Raw genomic sequence first — 19,097 nt, 5'->3', positions numbered from 1 at the left:
TTGGATGCTATGGCCTCATCGCGGGCAAGCCCGCTCCCACAGGTGTTTCTGTGGATGCAATATTTGCGTTAAACGCGAAACTGATCCATCAAGCTCTGCTGCTGATTCGCCAAGCTGTTCAGCGACTGACTCACCCGCGCCGATTCATTGGCCTGCCCCGACAAGGACTCGGTCACATCCCGAATGGTCGCCACGTTGTTGTTGATCTCTTCGGCCACCGCACTTTGCTCTTCCGCCGCACTGGCGATCTGCAGGTTCATGTCGCTGATCACCGTCACTGCTTCGCCAATCTGGCGTAGCGCCGTCACCGCTTGACCAACCTGCTCGACACTGCCCTGAGCCTGTCGATGGCTATTGCTCATCGATCCCACCACATCCTGGGTGCCGCTCTGCAACTGCTCGATCACCAGGCGGGTTTCTTCGACTGACTCCTGGGTCCGGCGTGCCAGGTTGCGCACTTCATCGGCCACCACGGCAAAACCGCGTCCGGCCTCACCGGCCCGGGCCGCTTCGATCGCGGCGTTGAGGGCCAGCAGGTTGGTCTGTTCGGCGATGGCGCGAATCACTTCCAGCACCGAACCGATTTTCTCGCTGTTGGCCGCCAGGCCTTCGACCTGGGCCATGGCCGCGCTCATGTCGGCGGCGAGGTTGTCGATGCTGGTGGTGGTCTGGTCGATTACGCTCAGGCCTCGACGGGTGGCGTGATCAGCGTCCCGCGCCGCTTGTGCCGCTTGTGCGGCGCTGCGGGCGACGTCCTGGGCGGTGGCGCTCATTTCGTGGGAGGCGGTCGCGACCTGATCCACCTGGCGGTATTGCTGTTCCATGCCGGCACTGGTCTGGGTGGCGATGGCGGAGGACTGATCCGCCGTGCTGCGCGCGTCCTGCACCGAGCGTTTGACCTCGGCAATGATCGGTTGCAGCTTGTCGAGGAAGCGATTGAACCAGCCGGCCAACTGGCCCAATTCGTCCTGTTTGTCATAGGCCAGGCGCCGGGTCAGGTCGCCTTCGCCGCTGGCGATGTCTTCGAGCATGTGTGCCACGCCGAGAATCGGTTTGGTCACGCTGCGGGCCATCAGCCATACCAGCAACAGGCCGATCAACGCCGCCAGCGCGCCGAGGCCGAGTTCCATCAGCGTGCCGGCGGTGTTGCTGTCATCGAGTTGTTTCTTCAGGGTTTCGGCAGGGCCCACCAGCACTTTTTCCGGCACCTCGAGCAACACGCCCCAGGGCTTGCCACCGGGAATCGGCTGGAACGGCGCCAGCACTTTCAACTGTTGTTTGCTGTGCAGGCTTTCGGTCTGGATGCTGGTGGCCAGCATGCGGATCAGTTCGGCACCGTTGGTCGGGTCCACGGCCTCCAGGCGCTGGCTGAGTTTGCTGGCGTCCGGGCTGTAGCCGGCGAGCAAACCGACCGGGCTGATGATGCTGACGTGGGTCTGGCCGTCATACAGCTTCTGGCTTGCGCCCTGGCTGACCGCTTGCAGGCTGTTGAGGTTGATGTCCGCCGACAGCGACGCGATGACCTTGCCATTGACCATCAGCGGGAAAACGATGCTGGTCATCAGCACCTTCTGCCCGTCGATCACATAGAAGTAGGGCTCGATCACGCAGGGCTTGAGCGTGGTGCGCGGGCAGGTGAACCAGGCGTTCGCCGGCTCGCCGCTGGGGCCGGTGGCGGTGTCGGCCATGTCGCTTTCCGGCAGCGCCATGGAGGTCACCTTGCCCGGCGTCGGTTGCGACCAATACAGGGCGAAACGGCCCTTGTCGTTGCTGCCCAGCTCCGCCTGGCCGGCAAACAGATCGTCCTTGCCGTCCAGCGCATTGGCTTCGAACACCAGCGACAGGCCAAGCAGTTGCGGGTTGGCTTGCAGCGCCGACTTGACCTGGCGGGTCAGGTCTTCACGCAGGTCGAAGGCGTCGAGAAAGCGCTTCTCGGCCTGGTCGCGCAGGAACAGCACCTGGCGGGAAAAACCGTGGCCGTATTGATAGGCGTCCATGAACTGCTGGCGAATCTCCAACGCCTGGTTTTCACCCTGGGATTCGATCCGGGCCTGGGCGGCTTCGGTGAGCATCTCCATGCTCGAGGCTTTCACCAGCGCGGCGCTGTGCTCCATGCGATACAGCGAAAGACCCACCAGCAGGGTCACGATACCGGCCAGGCACAGCCCGGCGAGCAGGGTGATCTTCCATTGAATGGAAAGTTGTCTGAGCGGCATGGAGACGTCCTTTATTCGATAATTATCTGAGACTCGGCACTGTAGCGGCAGGGTTTCGGCTTTCTTTATGCCGTCTAGCGAATAAGAGACGGGCTGAGTTTGATGCGTGCACAGACCCCCTGTAGGAGCTGGCTTGCCAGCGAAGGGGCCAGCACATTCAACATTGATGTCGACTGATCCGACGCCTTCGCTGGCAAGCCAGCTCCTACAGGGGGGCACGTCGTCGTTCTGCCCGCTGTCTGCCTGCAGGGTATTGGCTTTGACAAGGCCGCGACGGTCCGGCACAGTGCGCGCCCTCTAATAAAACCCACTCTTCAATCCGCTGGCGGCTCATGCAGACTGCCGGCCGGACTCATTCCGTTTGTCTTGAGGTCTTGATAATGAATGCAGTAATTGCCGCGGTCGGCGTCATGCTGGTACTCAGCCTGTCCCGCGTGCATGTGGTGATCGCGTTGATCGTCGGCGCGCTGGTCGGTGGCCTGACCGGTGGCCTGGGCATCGACGCGACGCTCAAGGCGTTCAACAGCGGCCTCGGCGGCGGGGCAACGGTCGCTTTGTCCTACGCCTTGCTGGGTGCGTTCGCGGTGGCCATTGCCAAGTCCGGCCTGGCCCATGCCCTGGCCGACAAGGCCCTGGCGATGGTCGATCGCCAGCACGCCAGCGGTGGCGGACAGGTCAAGTGGCTGCTGATCGGCTTGCTGTGGGTGGTGGCCATCGCCTCCCAGAATATCTTGCCGATACATATCGCCTTCATTCCGCTGCTGGTGCCGCCACTGTTATACGTGCTGACCAAGCTGCAACTGGACCGGCGGTTGATCGCCTGTGTCATTACCTTTGGCCTGATCACGCCGTACATGTTCCTGCCCGTGGGCTTCGGCAACATCTTCCTGAATGAAATCCTGCTGGCCAACGTTGCCCGCAGCGGCGTCGATATCAGTGGCATCAACGTCACCCATGCCATGGGCATTCCGGCGTTGGGCATGTTGTTTGGCCTTGGCGCTGCATTTATCAGCTACCGCAAGAAGCGGGTCTACGACCTGGAAAAAATCGAACAGGTCGAGCAGGTCGCGGTGCAGTACAACCCGCTGAGCCTGATGGTGGCCGGGCTGGCCATCGCCGCGGCGTTCATCGTTCAGCTGCTGCTGGACTCGATGATCATCGGCGCGCTGGTGGGGTTTCTGATTTTCTCGGTGTCGGGCATCGTCAAATGGCGCGACACCGACGACCTGTTCACCGAAGGCATGAAGATGATGGCGATGATCGGCTTCATCATGATCGCCGCTTCCGGTTTTGGCGAAGTGATCAAAGCCACCGGGCAGGTGCAGACGCTGGTCGAAACCTCGGCCTCGTGGATCGGCCACAGCAAGGCCATCGGCGCGTTGCTGATGTTGCTGGTGGGCCTGTTGGTGACCATGGGCATCGGCTCGTCGTTTTCCACCGTCCCGATCCTGGCGGTGATTTTCGTGCCGCTGTGCGTGCAACTGGGCTTCAGCCCGCTGGCGATCGTCAGCATCGTCGGTACGGCCGGCGCCCTGGGTGACGCCGGTTCGCCCGCCTCGGACTCGACCCTGGGCCCGACCTCCGGCCTGAACATCGATGGCCAGCATCACCACATCTGGGACACCGTGGTCCCGACTTTCCTGCACTACAACCTGCCGCTGCTGGCGTTTGGCTGGGTGGCCGCGATGGTCTTGTAACCACATCATACCTGTGGGAGCGAGCTTGCTCGCGATGGCGGAGTGTCAGCCACCATCAATGTTGGATATGAAGGCCTCATCGCGGGCAAGCCCGCTCCTACAGGGATTGCGGTGTTGACTGGTTTTACGGCCTGTCCCAATACGGCACCGCACCAAAACACTCGACAAAAAAATCGATCACCGTCCTGACCTTCACCGACAACCGTCGACTGCCCGGCCAGAGCGCGGCGATCTGTTGCGGTTCGAGGCTGTTGGACACCTCATATTCCTTCAACACCGGCACCAGCGTGCCGTTGCGCACCGCTTCGCCAATCAGCCAGGACGGAAACATCACCAGCCCCAGCCCCTGTTCGGCGGCCTGGGTCAGGGTGTCGGCATGGTTACCGGTTAGCGGCCCCTTGACCGAGTAAGGCGTCCAGTCCTGCTGACCCTGGCGAAAAAACCAGCGCTGCTGACCGGCCACGCCCTTGTAGGCGAGGCACTGATGCGCCGCGAGCTCGTCGGGATGCTGCGGTGTGCCGTGCCGTTTCAGGTAGGCCGGGCTCGCCGCCACCTGAAAACGCTGGGGCGCCAGGACGCGCGCCTGCATGCTCGAATCGTGCAGCGGGCCGATGCGAAACAACAGATCGGCGCCTTCCTGCAAGGGGTCGATGTAGCTGTCGGTCTGCTGGATATCCAGTTGCAGTTTCGGGTAGCGCTCACAGAGTTGTCCTAGCCACGGCGTCAAATGCCGTTGACCAAACACCACCGGCGCATTGATCCGCACCCGTCCGCTGGGTTCGCTTTGCTGTTCCTGCAAGGCTTGTTCGGCTTCTTCCAGTTGCACCAGCATCAGGCGCGCGTGATGGCCGAGCATCCGTCCGGCTTCAGTGGGCGATACGGCGCGGGTGTGGCGGTAGAGCAGTTGCTGGCTCAGCGCCTGCTCCATCAATTGGATCTGCCGTGAAATCGAAGAGGGTGCCAGGCCCTCACGGCGAGCCACTTCGGAAAAGCTGCCGTGGTCGAGAACGGCTACAAACAATCGAAGTGCCTTGAATCCCAGTTCGTTGAGGCCGTGCATGATCAATCCTGCTGTGCGCTTTACGCAAAAGTGTTGTCGGGATGCTCCCATTTATCGCAAAGCTTTGCCAATCGATAATGCGCGCCTATTCCACTGAGAACACGAACCCCCTGTAGGAGCTGGCTTGCCAGCGAAGGCGATCTTCCAGGCAATATTTTATTGACTGATACACCGCTTTCGCTGGCAAGCCAGCTCCTACAGGGGGGGTTCGCGCTTTGATCGACTACACAGGAACTCCCGATGCAATCTTCTTCAATCGACAACGTTGACGTTGTCGTAACGCCAACCACCAAACCCGGGTTGCGGCTATTGCTGCTGCCCCTGGTCATCCTCGCCGGCATGGGCCTTTCCGTGGAGGCCGGCTTGCTCGGGCCGCTTGGGGTTCAGGTCGGTCACCTGTGGGCAACCTTGAGCATCTTCGGCGTCGGCTCGGCGATTCTGTTTTTCCTGTTGCTGCTCAGCGGCCCGCAACAGGGGCCGGCCTTTGGAGAGTTGCCGCGCTGGCAGTTGCTCGGCGGTTTCCTCGGGCCGATGTACGTGGTGGTGCTGACCCTGGCCACACCGCACATTGGCATCGCCATGACCATGATCGCGATCCTCTCCGGTCAGGTCGGCAAAAGCGTGTTGATCGACCACTTCGGCTGGTTCGGCGCCACCCGCAAGAAGGTCAACGGTGAACGTTGGCTGGCCTTGCTGCTGATTGTCGCGGCACTTGTTCTGATCGCTCGGGGTTGATGATGAATCTGATTATATTGTTGGTGGTGGTCGTGGCCGCCGGTGCGGTATTGAGTGTCCAGGCGGCGATCAACGGGCGACTGGGCGAAACGGTCGGCGTATTGCGCAGCAGTTTGCTGACGTTCGTGGTGGGCGCCGTGCTCACCGGGTTGTTGATCCTGTTTTTCGAACCGGCCCATGCCATGAGCCTGCTGGACGTGCCGAAGTGGCAGCTCGGCGGGGCGCTGTTCGGCGTGGTGTACATGATGGTGATGGTCGGCGCTGTACCCCGGGTGGGCACGGCGGTGGCAACGGTCGCCGTGATCGTCGGGCAACTGGGCATGGGGATGTTGATCGATCACTTCGGCTGGCTGGGCAACCCGCAGATCGAGCTGTCCGGCAGTCGGGTGTTGGCGATGGTGCTTCTCGCCCTGGCCTTGCTGTTCATGTACCGCAGCAACACCCGGCAGGCATGACGCTGATTCCTGTGTAGGAGCTGCCGCAGCCTGCGGCAGCTCCTACACTGGTATTACGGTGCGCAGTCCAGCGCCGGACAACCCTACCCATGGAGTCAGACTCATGATCGACAGTGAAAGCGTCTGCGACTGCCCCAAATGTTCCTGCAAGCTAGGCGAACATCCGATCGCACGCCACGGCAAGCACTACTGCTGCGAAGCCTGCGCCAAGCACCATGAACACGGCGAAGAATGCGCCAGTAAAGGCTGCAAGTGTGCCCACGGCAAATAGCTCATCCCGGCAAAGGTGGAGCCTAGTCGGGCTCCACTTCCAGTTTCAGGCTTTCATCGTCCAGTCGCTCGGTATGGCGGACGACACCATTGAAACGTCGTCCTGCAACCCTTACCACCAGCGTTTTTGCCTTTTCCAGATCCTCGGGCAAGGGTGGTTGAACGCGTAACGCAAAGCATGTCGGATCATTTTCGACTTGTTCCAGCCCGACCAGACATTCGGCGCTTTTAGTGACCCGCCCGAACGGCGTATCGAGGCCGTAGTCGATGTGGGCCTTGCTGGTGAGTGGTGTGGTGGTCATGCGCTTTCCTCCCAATGTCCCCTCCCAATGTCCCCTCTCAATGTCCAAAGCGGGGCGCGACCGGTCAATTCGCCGGCCGCCACTTGACGTTCTCCACGCCGAATTTCTCCGCCATCGGCTTGCTGGTCTTTTGCACCTTTTCCCGGCCGAAGCGCGGGATCCGACCCACGCCAGCGTCGCAGCTCGCCCAATGCCAGGCCTCCGCGTTATCCATTTTTTCCAGGCGGATAATGAAAGACTTGGGAGCGCCATGAAGGGTGTATTCAATGACGAAAAGTTTTGCATTGTTCATATAGCCCGTATTCCTCCCTGTGGTAATACAGGGATCGTCGGGGTGGCGGAAAATTCATTCGGATTGGCGGACGGCTGTCGCCGCTGGTGACAAGTGCTACGGCCCTTGACCCTGCAAAGCCCAAAAAAACCGATGATTGCGGCCCATGGCCCTTGCCGGCGGCGACCGTCACCCTGGTCCACCGCGATCCTTGTAGGAGCTGCCGCAGGCTGCGATCTTTTGATCTTGTTGTTTTGCTTTTCAGCAGGTTGAAGTCGCCCAGGATCCAGATCAAAAGATCGCAGCCTGCGGCAGCTCCTACGAATCGGGGTTGTTGTAGACTCTTGGGTTATGACTTCACAAGGTGTTTCCCCCATGAGCGAGCCGATCCGTCTGACCCAATACAGCCATGGCGCAGGCTGTGGCTGCAAGATTTCTCCCCAGGTGCTGGAGGTGATCCTGGCCGGCAGCGGGGCGCAGAACCTTGATCCGAAACTCTGGGTCGGCAACGCCTCACGCGATGACGCGGCGGTGTATGCCATCGACGAGGAGCGCGGCGTGGTGTCGACCACCGACTTCTTCATGCCGATCGTCGACGATCCGTTCGATTTCGGCCGCATCGCCGCGACCAATGCCATCAGCGATATCTACGCCATGGGCGGCGATCCGCTGATGGCCATCGCCATCCTCGGCTGGCCGGTCAATGTGCTGGCGCCGGAGATTGCCCGGGAAGTGATTCGCGGTGGACGTTCGGTGTGCGATGAGGCGGGGATCCCGTTGGCCGGCGGGCATTCCATCGACGCGCCGGAGCCGATCTTCGGCCTGGCCGTGACCGGGCTGGTGCAAAAGCGCCACATGAAGCGCAACGACACCGCCACCGCCGGTTGCCTGCTCTACCTGACCAAGCCCCTGGGCATCGGCATCCTCACCACCGCGGAGAAAAAGGGCAAGTTGCGCCACGAAGACGTCGGCCTGGCGCGTGATTGGATGTGCACCCTGAACAAGCCCGGCAGCCGATTCGGCAAGCTCGATGGCGTGACCGCGATGACCGACGTCACCGGTTTTGGCCTGTTGGGACATCTGGTGGAAATGGCCGATGGCAGCCAGCTGACCGCACGCATCGAATACGACCGTGTACCGCGCTTGCCGGGTGTCGAGTACTACCTTGAACAGGGCTGCGTGCCCGGTGGCACCTTGCGCAACTTCGACAGCTACGCCAGTAAGCTCGGACGCTTGCAGGAACTGCACAAACGCGTGCTCTGCGACCCGCAGACCAGCGGCGGCCTGCTGATCGCAGTCACCCCTGAAGGTAACGCACAATTTCTCGAAGTGGCCGCCGGGCTGGGCCTGAATCTTGAGCCGATCGGCGAATTGATCGAGCGACAGACTAACGCGGTCGAGGTGTTTTGATGTCACTCGACTGCACAGATTACCGCGACATCTTTCTCAATGACCGGCCGATGATGGATGCCCGTGCGCCGGTCGAATTCCTCAAGGGTTCATTCCCCGGCGTGGTCAACCTGCCGCTGATGAATGACCACGAGCGGCAGCGGATCGGGACCTGCTACAAGCAGCACGGTCAGCAGGCCGCCATTACGTTGGGGCATCAATTGGTATCCGGCGACATCAAGGCCGAACGCATTCAGGCCTGGGCCGATTTTGCCCGGGCGCATCCCGAGGGCTATCTGTACTGTTTCCGCGGCGGCTTGCGCTCGCAGATTGTCCAGCAATGGCTCAAGGACGAGGCGGGGATCGACTATCCGCGGGTCGGTGGCGGCTACAAGGCGATGCGCACGTTCCTGTTGGACACGGTCGATCAAGCCATTGCCCAGTGCGATTTCGTCCTGCTGGGCGGCATGACCGGCACCGGCAAGACCGAGGTGCTCACGCAATTGAACAACGGGCTGGACCTTGAAGGTCACGCCAATCACCGCGGCTCCAGCTTCGGCAAGCGCGCCACCGGTCAACCTTCCAACATCGACTTTGAAAACCGCCTCGCCGTGGACGTGCTGAAGAAGCGTGCCCGTGGCATCGAGCAGTTCGTGCTGGAAGACGAGAGCCGCGCGATTGGCAGTTGCGCGCTGCCGTTACCGCTGTATCAGGGCATGCAGCAGTTTTCGATGGTGTGGCTGGAAGACAGCCTGGAAGGGCGGGTGGAGCGGATCCTGCGCGACTACGTGGTGGATTTGTGCGCCGAGTTCATGGGCGTGCATGGCGATGAAGGTTTCGGGCTGTTTTCCGAGCGATTGCTGGCGAGCCTGAATAATGTGCAGAAGCGTCTGGGCGGCGAGCGCCACCGGCGGATGCTGATCTTGATGGAAGATGCCCTGGCGGAGCAGGCGAACAGTGGGGCGGTGGATTTGCACCGGGGCTGGATCGAAGGGTTGTTGAGCGAATATTACGACCCGATGTATGCGTTTCAGCGGGAGAAGAAGGGCGCGCGGATCGAGTTTGCGGGGGAGCGGACTGCAGTCTTTGAATATCTTCGGGAACGGGGCAATCGCCGGGGGTGATGTAGTAACTGTGCCGGCCCCATCGCGGGCAAGCCCGCTCCCACAGTGGCCTGTGGTGGAACACTGTTTTGTGATCGGCGCTGCCCCTTGTGGGAGCGGGCTTGCCCGCGATGGGGCCGGCATGGGCGCTACAAAACTGATAGCACCGCCCCGATTACAGCTCAGGTCGGACAGGTCTCCCGACCATTATCCAGCCCTTGCTTGTAGCTGTGGCTCACCACACTGGCCTTGCCGTTGTGCCAGGTCAGCGTGAGCACGTACAACGTGTCGTAGTCGCTGGACTCCCAGTCATCGGTGATGTTCTGTTTCTTGCCGACGGCTTCGCCAGCGACCTTGTTGATCAGCTCCGGCAGGTAACCGTGGGACCAGGCGGTGTAGATGACCGAGTTGTGGTACTTGTCGTGCAGCAGTTCATCGGCCAGGTCGCTGGTGTCGTTGGCTGAAAAATTGATGTTCACCGGCAAACCGAGCTTGATGGCGCTGGGGCTGATGGTCATCAAGGGGCGGATGTAGCTGTAGGAATTGTCCAGCTCGCCTTCCTCGACATTGCGCGTCGGGTTGGCGGCAAACACGTAATTGGCCTTGCCGAATTTTTCCGGCAGCAAGGTGGCCAGATCGATGGCGCGGTTCAAGCCCTGGCAATTGAGCTGGCCCAGGCCGCCGGCGGGTTTTTCCGCGTGGCGCAAAAATACCAGCGTCTGGGTGCCATCCGCCGGTTGGGCGCGGCTTTCGCTGGATTCGAGCGACAGGAACAGCGCGCTCACTGCCAGCAGGGAGGGCAGGAAAATGTACGCGCGATGTTTAAAACGTTTGGCGAATTTCAAAGGGTTCATCATGTGGATAGGTGATCTTCGGCGCATTCGGTTAAGGCTGACAAACCTCTACACCGCGAGCAGCCCGGCTGCGGGTGTTTTTCCATGTCATGGGGGAAGGTCCATTGGAGTCTCCCGGGCCCATTTGGTTCGATCCGAACGAGCGCAGCACTTTAGCGGCAACCTTGAGCGGATTTTGGCAAAGGTTATCAACAGGATGTTGCGGATTTATGGACAGGGTACAGGTGATGGCGGCGGCGAACGCGGCGATCTGTTGATCTTGCTCATCAGCAATATCGATAACACCAAAAGATCGTAGCCTTCTCCAGCCCCTGCATTATGATCAACGGTCTCAATTTTGCCGTGGATTCTCCCCCCATGACCGATCTGTCCGCGTTCCCGATCACCCGCAAATGGCCGGCCCAATACCCCGAGTGGATTCAGCTGTACTCCTTGCCGACCCCCAATGGCGTCAAGGTCTCGATCATGCTCGAAGAGATCGGACTGCCCTACGAGGCGCATCGGGTGGGCTTCGATACCAACGATCAGCTGTCCGCCGAATTTCTGTCCCTGAACCCCAACAACAAGATTCCCGCCATTCTCGATCCCCATGGACCGGGCGACCAGCCGCTGCCGCTGTTCGAGTCCGGGGCGATTTTGATCTACCTCGCCGACAAGAGCGGGCAATTGCTGGCCCAGGAGTCGGCCGCTCGTTATGAGACGATCCAGTGGCTGATGTTTCAGATGGGTGGTATCGGACCGATGTTCGGCCAGCTTGGCTTTTTCAACAGATTCGCCGGCAAGGACTACGAGGACAAGCGACCACGGGACCGCTACGTTGAAGAAAGCAAACGCCTGCTCAGGGTGCTCGACGAACGTCTGCAAGGACGCGACTGGATCATGGGCGAACGCTACACCATCGCTGACATTGCGACGTTCCCCTGGGTGCGCAACCTGATCGGCTTCTATGAGGCCGGGGATCTGGTGGGCATCAAGGGCTTCGCCAACGTCACGCGAGTGCTGGAGCGTTTCCTGGCACGGCCGGCGGTGATACGCGGGCTGGAAATCCCCAAACCGATCTCAAATTGACCCCGGATCCTGTAGGAGCGGGCTTGCCCGCGAAGAGGCCGGCACATTCAACATCCCTGTTGACTGGACGGCCGCCATCGCGGGCAAGCCCGCTCCCACAGGGTTTTGTGATTGTGCAGATGATTGTTGCCGTTCCCGTAACGCAGTCTTGAACGTTCGACGTTTGTGCGCTGCGCCTTGCAGGGCTTAAGCTTTCGCCCCCTACGACTTTTGTCTCACCCGCCGTTTTTTTTCAGGAACCCCCATGTCCAGTCAGTTCCCCGAAGCACGTCCACGCCGTCTGCGCCGCAATGCGAGCCTGCGCAGCCTGTTCCAGGAAACCGAATTCAGCTTGAACGACCTGGTGTTGCCGATTTTCGTCGAGGAAGAAATCGATGACTTCGTGCCGATCAAAAGCATGCCCGGGGTGATGCGTATTCCGGAATCCAGACTGGCCGGCGAGATCGAGCGCTATGCCCGGGCCGGGATCAAGTCGGTGATGACCTTCGGCGTGTCCCATCACCTGGATGCCAGCGGCAGCGACACCTGGAGCGAAAACGGCCTGGTATCGCGCATGGCGCGCATTGCCAAGGATGCGGTGCCGGAAATGATCCTGATGTCCGACACCTGCTTTTGCGAGTACACCGACCACGGTCATTGCGGTGTGCTGCACAACCACGAAGTCGACAACGACCAGACCCTGGTCAATCTCGGCAAACAAGCCGTGGCCGCCGCCCGGGCCGGGGCCGATGTGATTGCCCCGTCAGCCGCCATGGACGGGCAGGTCCGGGCCATTCGCCGGGCGCTGGATGAGGCGGGTTTCAGCCAGGTCGCGATCATGGCCTATTCCACCAAGTTCGCTTCGGCGCTTTATGGACCGTTCCGCGAGGCGGGTGGCAGTGCGCTCAAGGGCGATCGCAAAAGCTATCAGATGAACCCGATGAACCGCCGCGAAGCCGTGCGCGAATCGTTGATGGACGAGCAGGAAGGTGCCGATGCGTTGATGGTCAAACCGGCCGGCGCGTACCTGGACATCATCCGCGACATCCGCGAAGTGTCGCGCCTGCCACTGTCGGCCTATCAGGTGAGCGGCGAGTACGCGATGATCAAGTTCGGCGTACAGGCCGGGGCGATCGATGAGGATCGGGTGGTGCGTGAAAGCCTTGGGGCGATCAAGCGGGCGGGGGCGGATCTGATCTTCACTTACTTCGCAATGGACCTGGCATTGGCCGGGATCTAAAAACCACCACAAACCCCTGTGGGAGCGGGCTTGCCCGCGATGGCGGTGGGTCATTCAACATAGATGTTGGATGATCCGGCCTCATCGCGGGCAAGCCCGCTCCCACAGGGGGATGTGTTGACCTTGGGTTCAGGCAAAAAACGGTCTGATCCCATGATCCCGGAAATACCGCTCGATCACCTTCGGATCAGAGCAGGTCTCGGCTATCGCCACATAAGTATCCGGCCGCAACAGATAAAACCCGCTACGCCCCAGGCCCGCCGCTTCAAACGCCGGACGCCAGCCAAACACGTGCAACGGCAGATGATGTTCGTTGCACCAGGCAATCATTTCATCGCTGGTGTCGCCATACACATGCACCTGCCAGGTCAGGCACTTCAGCGATTCGAAATTGTCCCCCTCACCGTCGTGGGCCCAGGGTAACCGGTCGCCGCCATGAACATGCCCGGCAACGCCTTTGCTCAGCGGCATCCCGCGATAATCGAGGGTGATTTGCGACACCGTGCGAAAGAGAAACTCGCGGCTTGTTTCCAGTGATGCCACCTTGGGGATCAGAAACGGCGCCACCCGCGTGCGCAGCAAGTCGGCCAGGCGTCCTTCGGCGGTGACGAAACTGAACACCCGGTCGGTGGTGGCCACCAGTTTGCGGGCAAACGAGATGCGCTCGGGTTCGTAGGTGTCGAGCAGTCGGGCCTGGGCACCACCGCTCAATACCGCTGCGAGTTTCCAGGCCAGATTGATCGCATCGCCAATCCCGGTATTCATGCCTTGGCCGCCGGCGGGGCTGTGGACGTGGGCCGCATCACCCAACAGAAACGCGCGCCCGGTGCGGAAGTGATTCGCCACCCGATGGTGCACGCGATAGGTCGAGAACCAGTTCAGCTGATCGATCTGTACCTTCATGTGCTCGATGGCCCGGCTGCTGACGTCTTCAAAACGCAGGGTTTCGGCGCGCTCGGCGCGTTCATCGCGCACCGTACCAATCAGCCGTGCCCGACCCTCGCCGGCCAACGGAAACACCGCGAGAAAATCCGCTTCATCGAGATCCACGTGCAATTCGCCATTGAACGTCGGCCCACTGCCTTTCACGTCGGCCACGTAGAAAATCTGCTGATAAGTGCCGCCGGGGAATCCGGTGTCCAGGGTTTTGCGCACGATCGACCGGGCACCGTCGCAACCGGCCAGATAGCAGGTCTGGCAGATTTCCAGCTGGCCATCGGGCAAGCGCAGGCGGGCGGTGATGCCGTCGCCGGTTTCCTCGAAACCCTCCAGCTCGGTAGTGCGTTCGACCCTGATACCAAAGGCTTCCAGGCGTTCTATCAGCAGCCGTTCATGCTCGTCCTGGGGGTATATTTCGAGAAATGCGTAGGGTGTCAGACCCTCGCCAATCGTGCTCAGAGGCAAGCGCGCCACGGCTTCGCCCTTGACCCAGAAGTTCGCCGCAGCGACGCGATGACCGTTCTGCACCACGGCCTGGCTGAGGTCGAGCTGACGATACAGCTCCAGCGTCCGCGCCTGCACCGCCAGCGCCCGCGAGGTGGTGCCGGGGCTCGACGACTTGTCGATAATCCGCACGCGAATCCCCAGTTTGCTCAGCCACAGCGCCAGTACCAGTCCGGTCGGGCCGGCACCGATGATCAGTACGTCGCTACGGTTCATGGGCCTGTGCTCCTCGATGTGTGGAGCAAGTATGGTTCAGTCCGGACCTGCGGTCAGGCTGACTGCCCAATGGAAACGGCCTCGCCACAGAGGTGTGTCAACAGAAGGAACAGTGCGTCGTCCGGGCAGTCATAGCCTGCGCCATGCCATTGATCGTATGGTTAACCCGGCTCAACGGATTTGATGGAGCATCATGCAAGCCAATCGATTAATCATGGGTGTCGCCGCGCTGCTGGTCCTGGCCGGTTGCGGCACTCAACGCATCCAGGAGCCACCGGCGCGCAAGCCCGCCGAGGTCAGGGCCGAGATCGTGCGGCTGCTGCCGGCCAAGACCGTCGACCGCGAAGGCTGGGCCACCGATATCCATGCAGCGTTTGCCGCCCAGAACATCTACCCCTCCACGCAAAACCTGTGTTCGGTACTGGCGGTCACCGAGCAGGAGTCGACCTTTCAGGTGGACCCTCCGGTGCCGGGCCTGGGCAAGATCGCCCGCGACGAAATCGACCGCCGCGCCGCCAAGGCCCACATCCCCGGTCTGCTGGTCAGCGGTGCGCTGCAGGTGAGCTCCAGCAACGGCAAAAGCTACAGCGACCGCCTGCAAGCCGCCCGCAGCGAAAAAGAGCTCAGCGCGATCTTCGATGATTTCATCGGCATGGTGCCCATGGGCCGCACGTTGTTCGGCGGTTTCAACCCGGTGCACACCGGCGGGCCGATGCAGGTCAGCATCGATTTCGCCGAGGAGCAGGCTCGGGATTATCCGTACCCGGTGCAAGGCACGATTCGTCGGGAAGTGTTCAGCCGTCGCGGTGGCCTGTATTTTGGCATCGCGCACTTGCTCGGTTATCCGGTGAGCTATAAGCAGCCGCTGTACCGCTTTGCCGATTTCAATGCCGGTTGGTACGCCAGCCGTAATGCCGCGTTTCAGAACGCGGTGAGTCGTGCCACGGGCATCCCGCTGGCGTTGGATGGCGATCTGGTCCGCTACGATTCGATCATGCCCGGCACCACGGAGTTGGCGGTGCGCACCCTCGGCAAGCAACTGGGCATGCGCAATCCGACCATCCGTGATCAGCTGGAGGAGGGCAAAAGCCTCGAGTTCGAGGACAGCGAGCTCTATCAGCGAGTTTTCGAGCTGGCCGAGCAGGCCGAGGGGCGTTCATTGCCACGGGCGGTGTTGCCGGGGATCGTGCTGCAGAGCCCGAAGATCACTCGCAAACTCACTACGGCCTGGTTCGCCAAACGGGTCGATGAGCGTTATCAGCGGTGCATGGCGCGGGCCAGGTAGGAGCCGGCTTGCTGGCGAAGGCGTCTGCATGGGCGGTGCAAGGCTTTAGGCCGCATTCGCTGGCAAGCCAGCTCCTACAGGGATCACCTGCGTACCGATGGATTGTGGTCGACGCCAAACCCCTGTAGGAGCCGGCTTGCTGGCGAAGGCGTCTGCATGGGCGGTGCAGGGCTCGAGGCCGTCTTCGCTGGCAAGCCAGCTCCTACAGGGGGGCGGGCACCGCATGAGTCCCGGATTATTGCCGGTATCCCGGGGCACTTCTACACTGAGAGCGGGCATTGTTCGCTCGATGCAGTGGAACGAGGGCGGGTGAGCGCGCCTCTACTGACTATATTCCTGTCTCGCCAGGGGGAGCCGCACCATGTACCAGCTCTACGGACACCAGAACTCCGGCGCCGCGGCGATCGAAGCAGCACTCGAGCTTTGCGAGATCCCTTACCGCTTCATCGATGTCGAGTCGTCCCCGCAGGACGCCATGGCGCTGGAGAAACTCAACCCGCTGAAGCAGATTCCGACCTTGCAACTGCCCGACGGCAGCATTCTCACCGAGAGTGCGGCGATCCTGATTCACCTGGGGCTCACCTTTCCCCAGTCGAAGCTGCTGCCGGAAAAGGCCGCGGAGCGCGATCAGGCCATCCGCGGCCTGGCATACATCGTCAGCAATTGCTACGCGGCCATCGGCATCATCGATTACCCCGAACGTTGGTTGGCCCAGGCGGATGACGCGTCCAGGCACAACCTCATGGCCGGCACTCGCAAGCGCCTGCATTGGAGCTGGGAGGTGTTTGCCGATCAATTCTCGGGCGAGTTGTACCTGGGCGATGAAACCCCGAGAGCCCTGGACCTGCTGGCAGCGGTGGTGACGCGGTGGGCGGGCAGTCGTGAGCATTTGCGCAGTGCCCGGCCGGGATTTTTTGCGTGGCTGGAACGAATCGACCGGCACCCGACGCTGGCGCCGGTCTTCGCCCGGCATTGGCCGTCCTGAGAACACCACAATTCCCCTGTAGGAGCGAGGCTTGCCCGCGAAAGAGGCCAGGTCAGTCGACATCGATGTTGAATGTCAGTTCGCCTTCGCGGGCAAGCCTCGCTCCTACAAGGGTTATGCGGTGTCAGTTAGTTATTCCCCGCGAATATACTGCTCCAGCTGCCGAATCAGCTCGGCCTGTTCGGCGATGGCTTCCTTGACCAGGTCGCCGATCGACAGCAAGCCGATCAGCACACCGCCTTCCACCACCGGCAGGTGCCGCAGGCGTTTGTCGGACATGATGCCCATGCAGGTTTCCACTGTCTGATGGGTGTCTACGGTGATGACCGGCGACACCATGATGTCCTCGACCGGCGTACCGACGGACGAACGGCCCTTGAGCACCAGTTTACGCGCATAGTCACGCTCGCTGATGATGCCGATGACCTCGCCATTCTTCACGACCGGCAATGCACCGACGTTTTTCGCGGCCATGACCATCAGCGCTTCCAGCACCATTTGATGAGGCGCAATGGTATGGACTTCCTGATTTTGCTGGGCCTTTAACTTGAGCAGTTGGGCGACGGTTTTCATGACGGTTTCTCAGGTGTTGTCGTTGTCCTTGAAGAATCGTAGACCCGGGCGCGCAGAGCAAGGCAGAAAGCGGCAGATAACACGCAAAAAACGCCATTCGGCGGTTTTTCTTGCGCCGCAGGCGGCGATCTTTGCTTTTAGCTCAGCTCTAGCCAGATCGGGGCATGGTCCGAGGGTTTTTCCATCCCGCGCAATTCATAATCCACGCCCGCATCCTTCACCCGCGGCAACAAGCCGTGGGACGCCATGATCAAGTCGATCCGCAGCCCGCGCTTGGGCTCATCCTCGAAGCCGCGGCTACGGTAGTCGAACCAGCTGAAGCGGTCGGCGACGTCCGGGTTCAGGTGACGGAAGCTGTCCACCAGGCCCCAGTTCTTCAAGCGCGCCATCCACTCGCGTTCTTCGGGCAGGAAGCTGCATTTGCCGGTTTTCAGCCAGCGTTTCATATTGTCCGCACCGATGCCGATGTCGCAGTCTTCCGGCGAAATGTTCACATCGCCCATCACCACCAGCGGCTGATCGTTGCTGAACTGACTTTCCAGCAATTGCTGCAAGTCGCCGTAGAAACGCTCCTTGGCCGGAAACTTGGTCGGGTGGTCGCGGCTTTCGCCCTGGGGGAAATAACCGTTCATGATGGTCACCGGCACGCCATTGGCGTCGGCGAACGTGCCCCAGATGAAGCGGCGCTGAGCGTCTTCGTCATCGGTGGCAAAGCCCTTGTGCAGTGCCAGCGGTTCTTTGCGCGAGAGCAGGGCGACACCGTAGTGGCCCTTTTGCCCATGGTAATACACGTGATAGCCAAGGGCCTGAACCTCGGCCAGGGGGAATTGTTCGTCGTGGACCTTGGTTTCCTGCAGCCCGATCACGTCAGGCTGGTGCTTCTCGATCAGCGCCGCCAGCTGATGCGGGCGAGCGCGCAGCCCGTTGATGTTGAAGGAGACGATCTTCATGGTCGGCAGTCCTGGCAAAAGGGCGATGCTAGCTGACCTGTTGGAATGGGGCCAGTGTTGGGGCGAGGGAATTACATCTGTCAGACATGTGTTGGCTTTGCCGGCCCCTTCGCGGGCAAGCCCGCTCCCACAGGATCGGTGGCATCCACAGGTTTTGTGTACGACACGGACACTGTGGGAGCGGGCTTGCCCGCGAAGAGGCCAGCCCAGTCGATGAATATCTGGACTTGGTCTATACCTGTCTGGGGAACTGTGTCGGCAACCAAAGGCTCGTACCCATAAGAGCGCAGTCATTTGAGCTGTGCCCCCGGAGAGATCAGCCGTTATGCCCGAAACCTCGACCGCCATCGCCGATATCCACATGCTCGACAGCGGCTATTCCCGCGAAGCCCGATCCTTGTTGTACCAGGCTTATCGGCACGAACCGACCTTCGGTTACCTGTTCGAAGCGGAACGCCCCGGTTACGAACAACGGGTCCGCGCCACCGTGCGCGAACTGGTCAAGCAACATTTTCTGCAGGACTTGCCGGCCATCGGCCTGCTGGTCAACGACCGGTTGATCGGCATCGCCCTGATCGCGCCGCCGCAACGGCGCCTGGGCATCACCGAAAGCTGGGCCTGGCGCCTGCGCATGGTGCTCAGCACCGGCTTTCGCTGCACCCGCCGCTACCTCGAATATCACGATGCGGTGATGGCGTGCGTGCCGTCCGACTCGGTGCACCTGCTGCCGTTGCTGGGGATTCATCCACAATTTCAGGGCAAGCACTTCGGCGAACAGCTGCTGCAAGCCGTGCATAACTGGTGCGCGGTGGATGAACACTCTCAGGGTGTTGTCCTCGATACCGGGAATCCTCGTTATCTGGAGTTCTATAAGCGTCAGGGCTATGAGGAAATCGGCGAGGTGGCCGTAGGACCGATCCGCGAACACGTGTTTTTCCACGCCAATCCTCAGGTGTTACAAACAGCAACGGCATAAAGGTAGAACTTTCTTTCATAGCGAGGCTCT

General features: G+C 61.0%; 19 protein-coding genes and 1 pseudogene. 11 read left to right on the top strand and 9 right to left on the bottom strand.

Annotated elements, in window-relative coordinates:
• Positions 1 to 68: 68 nt before the first annotated feature.
• On the bottom strand, positions 69 to 824 hold the full coding sequence (locus tag ACA062_RS22920; protein WP_497457478.1) for a methyl-accepting chemotaxis protein: 756 nt from the start codon (positions 822 to 824) through the stop codon (positions 69 to 71).
• A 102-nt stretch (positions 825 to 926) separates the two neighbouring features.
• Positions 927 to 1,073: pseudogene (locus ACA062_RS22915) on the bottom strand (HAMP domain-containing protein); the annotation flags it as partial.
• Positions 1,074 to 2,596: 1,523 nt separating this feature from the next.
• Between ACA062_RS22915 and ACA062_RS22910 the strand changes: the two are divergent.
• Positions 2,597 to 3,913, top strand: coding sequence for a Na+/H+ antiporter family protein (locus ACA062_RS22910; RefSeq protein WP_497453138.1), 1,317 nt, complete (start codon positions 2,597 to 2,599; stop codon positions 3,911 to 3,913).
• 124 nt (positions 3,914 to 4,037) lie between these two features.
• Here the strand turns inward: ACA062_RS22910 and ACA062_RS22905 are convergent, their stop codons facing one another.
• The gene (locus tag ACA062_RS22905; protein WP_497453137.1) at positions 4,038 to 4,973 is read right to left on the bottom strand and encodes a LysR family transcriptional regulator; all 936 of its coding nucleotides are present in this window, start codon (positions 4,971 to 4,973) and stop codon (positions 4,038 to 4,040) included.
• A gap of 240 nt (positions 4,974 to 5,213) precedes the next feature.
• Between ACA062_RS22905 and ACA062_RS22900 the strand changes: the two genes are divergently transcribed.
• The 3 genes from ACA062_RS22900 (at position 5,214) to ACA062_RS22890 (ending at position 6,434) form a co-directional block, all read left to right on the top strand.
• Positions 5,214 to 5,708, top strand: a complete 495-nt coding sequence (locus tag ACA062_RS22900; protein WP_497453136.1) for a DMT family transporter — start codon at positions 5,214 to 5,216, stop codon at positions 5,706 to 5,708.
• Positions 5,709 to 5,710: 2 nt separating this feature from the next.
• Complete coding sequence (locus ACA062_RS22895; RefSeq protein WP_497453135.1) at positions 5,711 to 6,163, top strand: DMT family transporter; 453 nt, start codon at positions 5,711 to 5,713, stop codon at positions 6,161 to 6,163.
• Between the two features lie 103 nt (positions 6,164 to 6,266).
• Positions 6,267 to 6,434: a metallothionein gene (locus ACA062_RS22890; protein WP_497453134.1), complete on the top strand. Its 168-nt coding sequence runs from the start codon at positions 6,267 to 6,269 to the stop codon at positions 6,432 to 6,434.
• A 22-nt stretch (positions 6,435 to 6,456) separates the two neighbouring features.
• On the opposite strand, the gene ACA062_RS22885 is transcribed toward ACA062_RS22890, so the two are convergent.
• Entirely contained in the window at positions 6,457 to 6,735 is a 279-nt protein-coding gene (locus ACA062_RS22885; protein ID WP_497453133.1) for a hypothetical protein, read from the bottom strand.
• Between the two features lie 64 nt (positions 6,736 to 6,799).
• Positions 6,800 to 7,027 carry a DUF6555 family protein gene (locus tag ACA062_RS22880; RefSeq protein ID WP_064678785.1) on the bottom strand — a complete coding sequence of 76 codons (228 nt, stop codon included), beginning with the start codon at positions 7,025 to 7,027 and terminating at the stop codon, positions 6,800 to 6,802.
• A gap of 354 nt (positions 7,028 to 7,381) precedes the next feature.
• Here ACA062_RS22880 and selD point away from each other — a divergent pair, with 354 nt between their 5' ends.
• Together selD and mnmH are read left to right on the top strand one after the other, a co-directional pair.
• Positions 7,382 to 8,416 (top strand): selenide, water dikinase SelD, encoded by a 1,035-nt coding sequence (selD, locus tag ACA062_RS22875; protein ID WP_497453132.1) that lies wholly within the window; start codon positions 7,382 to 7,384, stop codon positions 8,414 to 8,416.
• A complete protein-coding gene (gene mnmH / locus ACA062_RS22870) occupies positions 8,416 to 9,519 on the top strand; it encodes a tRNA 2-selenouridine(34) synthase MnmH (protein ID WP_497453131.1) in 1,104 nt (367 codons plus the stop codon). Before selD ends, mnmH begins: the two co-directional genes overlap by 1 nt.
• 161 nt (positions 9,520 to 9,680) lie before the next feature.
• Here mnmH and ACA062_RS22865 read toward each other — a convergent pair whose 3' ends face one another.
• Positions 9,681 to 10,352 (bottom strand): histidine phosphatase family protein, encoded by a 672-nt coding sequence (locus ACA062_RS22865; RefSeq protein ID WP_497457477.1) that lies wholly within the window; start codon positions 10,350 to 10,352, stop codon positions 9,681 to 9,683.
• A gap of 357 nt (positions 10,353 to 10,709) precedes the next feature.
• On the opposite strand from ACA062_RS22865, the gene ACA062_RS22860 reads away from it, so the two are divergent.
• A complete protein-coding gene (locus ACA062_RS22860) occupies positions 10,710 to 11,420 on the top strand; it encodes a glutathione binding-like protein (RefSeq protein WP_497453130.1) in 711 nt (236 codons plus the stop codon).
• A gap of 244 nt (positions 11,421 to 11,664) precedes the next feature.
• Positions 11,665 to 12,639, top strand: a complete 975-nt coding sequence (hemB, locus tag ACA062_RS22855) for a porphobilinogen synthase (protein WP_497453129.1) — start codon at positions 11,665 to 11,667, stop codon at positions 12,637 to 12,639.
• Between the two features lie 129 nt (positions 12,640 to 12,768).
• On the opposite strand, the gene ACA062_RS22850 is transcribed toward hemB, so the two are convergent.
• A complete protein-coding gene (locus ACA062_RS22850) occupies positions 12,769 to 14,298 on the bottom strand; it encodes an FAD-dependent oxidoreductase (protein ID WP_497453128.1) in 1,530 nt (509 codons plus the stop codon).
• 193 nt (positions 14,299 to 14,491) lie between these two features.
• Between ACA062_RS22850 and ACA062_RS22845 the strand changes: the two genes are divergently transcribed.
• Together ACA062_RS22845 and ACA062_RS22840 are read left to right on the top strand one after the other, a co-directional pair.
• Complete coding sequence (locus ACA062_RS22845; protein ID WP_497453127.1) at positions 14,492 to 15,583, top strand: DUF1615 domain-containing protein; 1,092 nt, start codon at positions 14,492 to 14,494, stop codon at positions 15,581 to 15,583.
• A gap of 361 nt (positions 15,584 to 15,944) precedes the next feature.
• Positions 15,945 to 16,568, top strand: coding sequence for a glutathione S-transferase (locus ACA062_RS22840; RefSeq protein WP_497453126.1), 624 nt, complete (start codon positions 15,945 to 15,947; stop codon positions 16,566 to 16,568).
• Positions 16,569 to 16,700: 132 nt separating this feature from the next.
• Here the strand turns inward: ACA062_RS22840 and ACA062_RS22835 are convergent, their stop codons facing one another.
• Positions 16,701 to 17,141: a CBS domain-containing protein gene (locus ACA062_RS22835; protein ID WP_128869566.1), complete on the bottom strand. Its 441-nt coding sequence runs from the start codon at positions 17,139 to 17,141 to the stop codon at positions 16,701 to 16,703.
• A 137-nt stretch (positions 17,142 to 17,278) separates the two neighbouring features.
• Positions 17,279 to 18,091 carry an exodeoxyribonuclease III gene (xthA, locus tag ACA062_RS22830; protein WP_497453125.1) on the bottom strand — a complete coding sequence of 271 codons (813 nt, stop codon included), beginning with the start codon at positions 18,089 to 18,091 and terminating at the stop codon, positions 17,279 to 17,281.
• A 325-nt stretch (positions 18,092 to 18,416) separates the two neighbouring features.
• Between xthA and ACA062_RS22825 the strand changes: the two genes are divergently transcribed.
• Entirely contained in the window at positions 18,417 to 19,067 is a 651-nt protein-coding gene (locus ACA062_RS22825; RefSeq protein WP_154977717.1) for a GNAT family N-acetyltransferase, read from the top strand.
• The last annotated feature ends 30 nt before the right edge of the window (positions 19,068 to 19,097 follow it).

The sequence above is a fragment of the Pseudomonas sp. LBUM1679 genome, from assembly GCF_059695565.1.
This window is presented reverse-complemented; position numbering and strand designations above follow the sequence as displayed.

Bases quoted from the DNA above. Each gene is read 5' to 3' on its own strand.
- ACA062_RS22900 (WP_497453136.1), top strand. From the start codon at position 5,214: ATGCAATCTTCTTCAATCGACAACGTTGACGTTGTCGTAACGCCAACC.
- ACA062_RS22890 (WP_497453134.1), top strand. From the start codon at position 6,267: ATGATCGACAGTGAAAGCGTCTGCGACTGCCCCAAATGTTCCTGCAAG.
- ACA062_RS22910 (WP_497453138.1), top strand. From the start codon at position 2,597: ATGAATGCAGTAATTGCCGCGGTCGGCGTCATGCTGGTACTCAGCCTG.
- mnmH (WP_497453131.1), top strand. From the start codon at position 8,416: ATGTCACTCGACTGCACAGATTACCGCGACATCTTTCTCAATGACCGG.
- ACA062_RS22840 (WP_497453126.1), top strand. From the start codon at position 15,945: ATGTACCAGCTCTACGGACACCAGAACTCCGGCGCCGCGGCGATCGAA.
- ACA062_RS22880 (WP_064678785.1), bottom strand. From the start codon at position 7,027: ATGAACAATGCAAAACTTTTCGTCATTGAATACACCCTTCATGGCGCT.
- ACA062_RS22895 (WP_497453135.1), top strand. From the start codon at position 5,711: ATGAATCTGATTATATTGTTGGTGGTGGTCGTGGCCGCCGGTGCGGTA.
- xthA (WP_497453125.1), bottom strand. From the start codon at position 18,091: ATGAAGATCGTCTCCTTCAACATCAACGGGCTGCGCGCTCGCCCGCAT.
- ACA062_RS22850 (WP_497453128.1), bottom strand. From the start codon at position 14,298: ATGAACCGTAGCGACGTACTGATCATCGGTGCCGGCCCGACCGGACTG.
- ACA062_RS22865 (WP_497457477.1), bottom strand. From the start codon at position 10,352: ATGAACCCTTTGAAATTCGCCAAACGTTTTAAACATCGCGCGTACATT.
- ACA062_RS22905 (WP_497453137.1), bottom strand. From the start codon at position 4,973: ATGCACGGCCTCAACGAACTGGGATTCAAGGCACTTCGATTGTTTGTA.
- ACA062_RS22920 (WP_497457478.1), bottom strand. From the start codon at position 824: ATGGAACAGCAATACCGCCAGGTGGATCAGGTCGCGACCGCCTCCCAC.
- ACA062_RS22885 (WP_497453133.1), bottom strand. From the start codon at position 6,735: ATGACCACCACACCACTCACCAGCAAGGCCCACATCGACTACGGCCTC.
- ACA062_RS22860 (WP_497453130.1), top strand. From the start codon at position 10,710: ATGACCGATCTGTCCGCGTTCCCGATCACCCGCAAATGGCCGGCCCAA.
- ACA062_RS22845 (WP_497453127.1), top strand. From the start codon at position 14,492: ATGCAAGCCAATCGATTAATCATGGGTGTCGCCGCGCTGCTGGTCCTG.
- selD (WP_497453132.1), top strand. From the start codon at position 7,382: ATGAGCGAGCCGATCCGTCTGACCCAATACAGCCATGGCGCAGGCTGT.
- hemB (WP_497453129.1), top strand. From the start codon at position 11,665: ATGTCCAGTCAGTTCCCCGAAGCACGTCCACGCCGTCTGCGCCGCAAT.
- ACA062_RS22835 (WP_128869566.1), bottom strand. From the start codon at position 17,141: ATGAAAACCGTCGCCCAACTGCTCAAGTTAAAGGCCCAGCAAAATCAG.
- ACA062_RS22825 (WP_154977717.1), top strand. From the start codon at position 18,417: ATGCCCGAAACCTCGACCGCCATCGCCGATATCCACATGCTCGACAGC.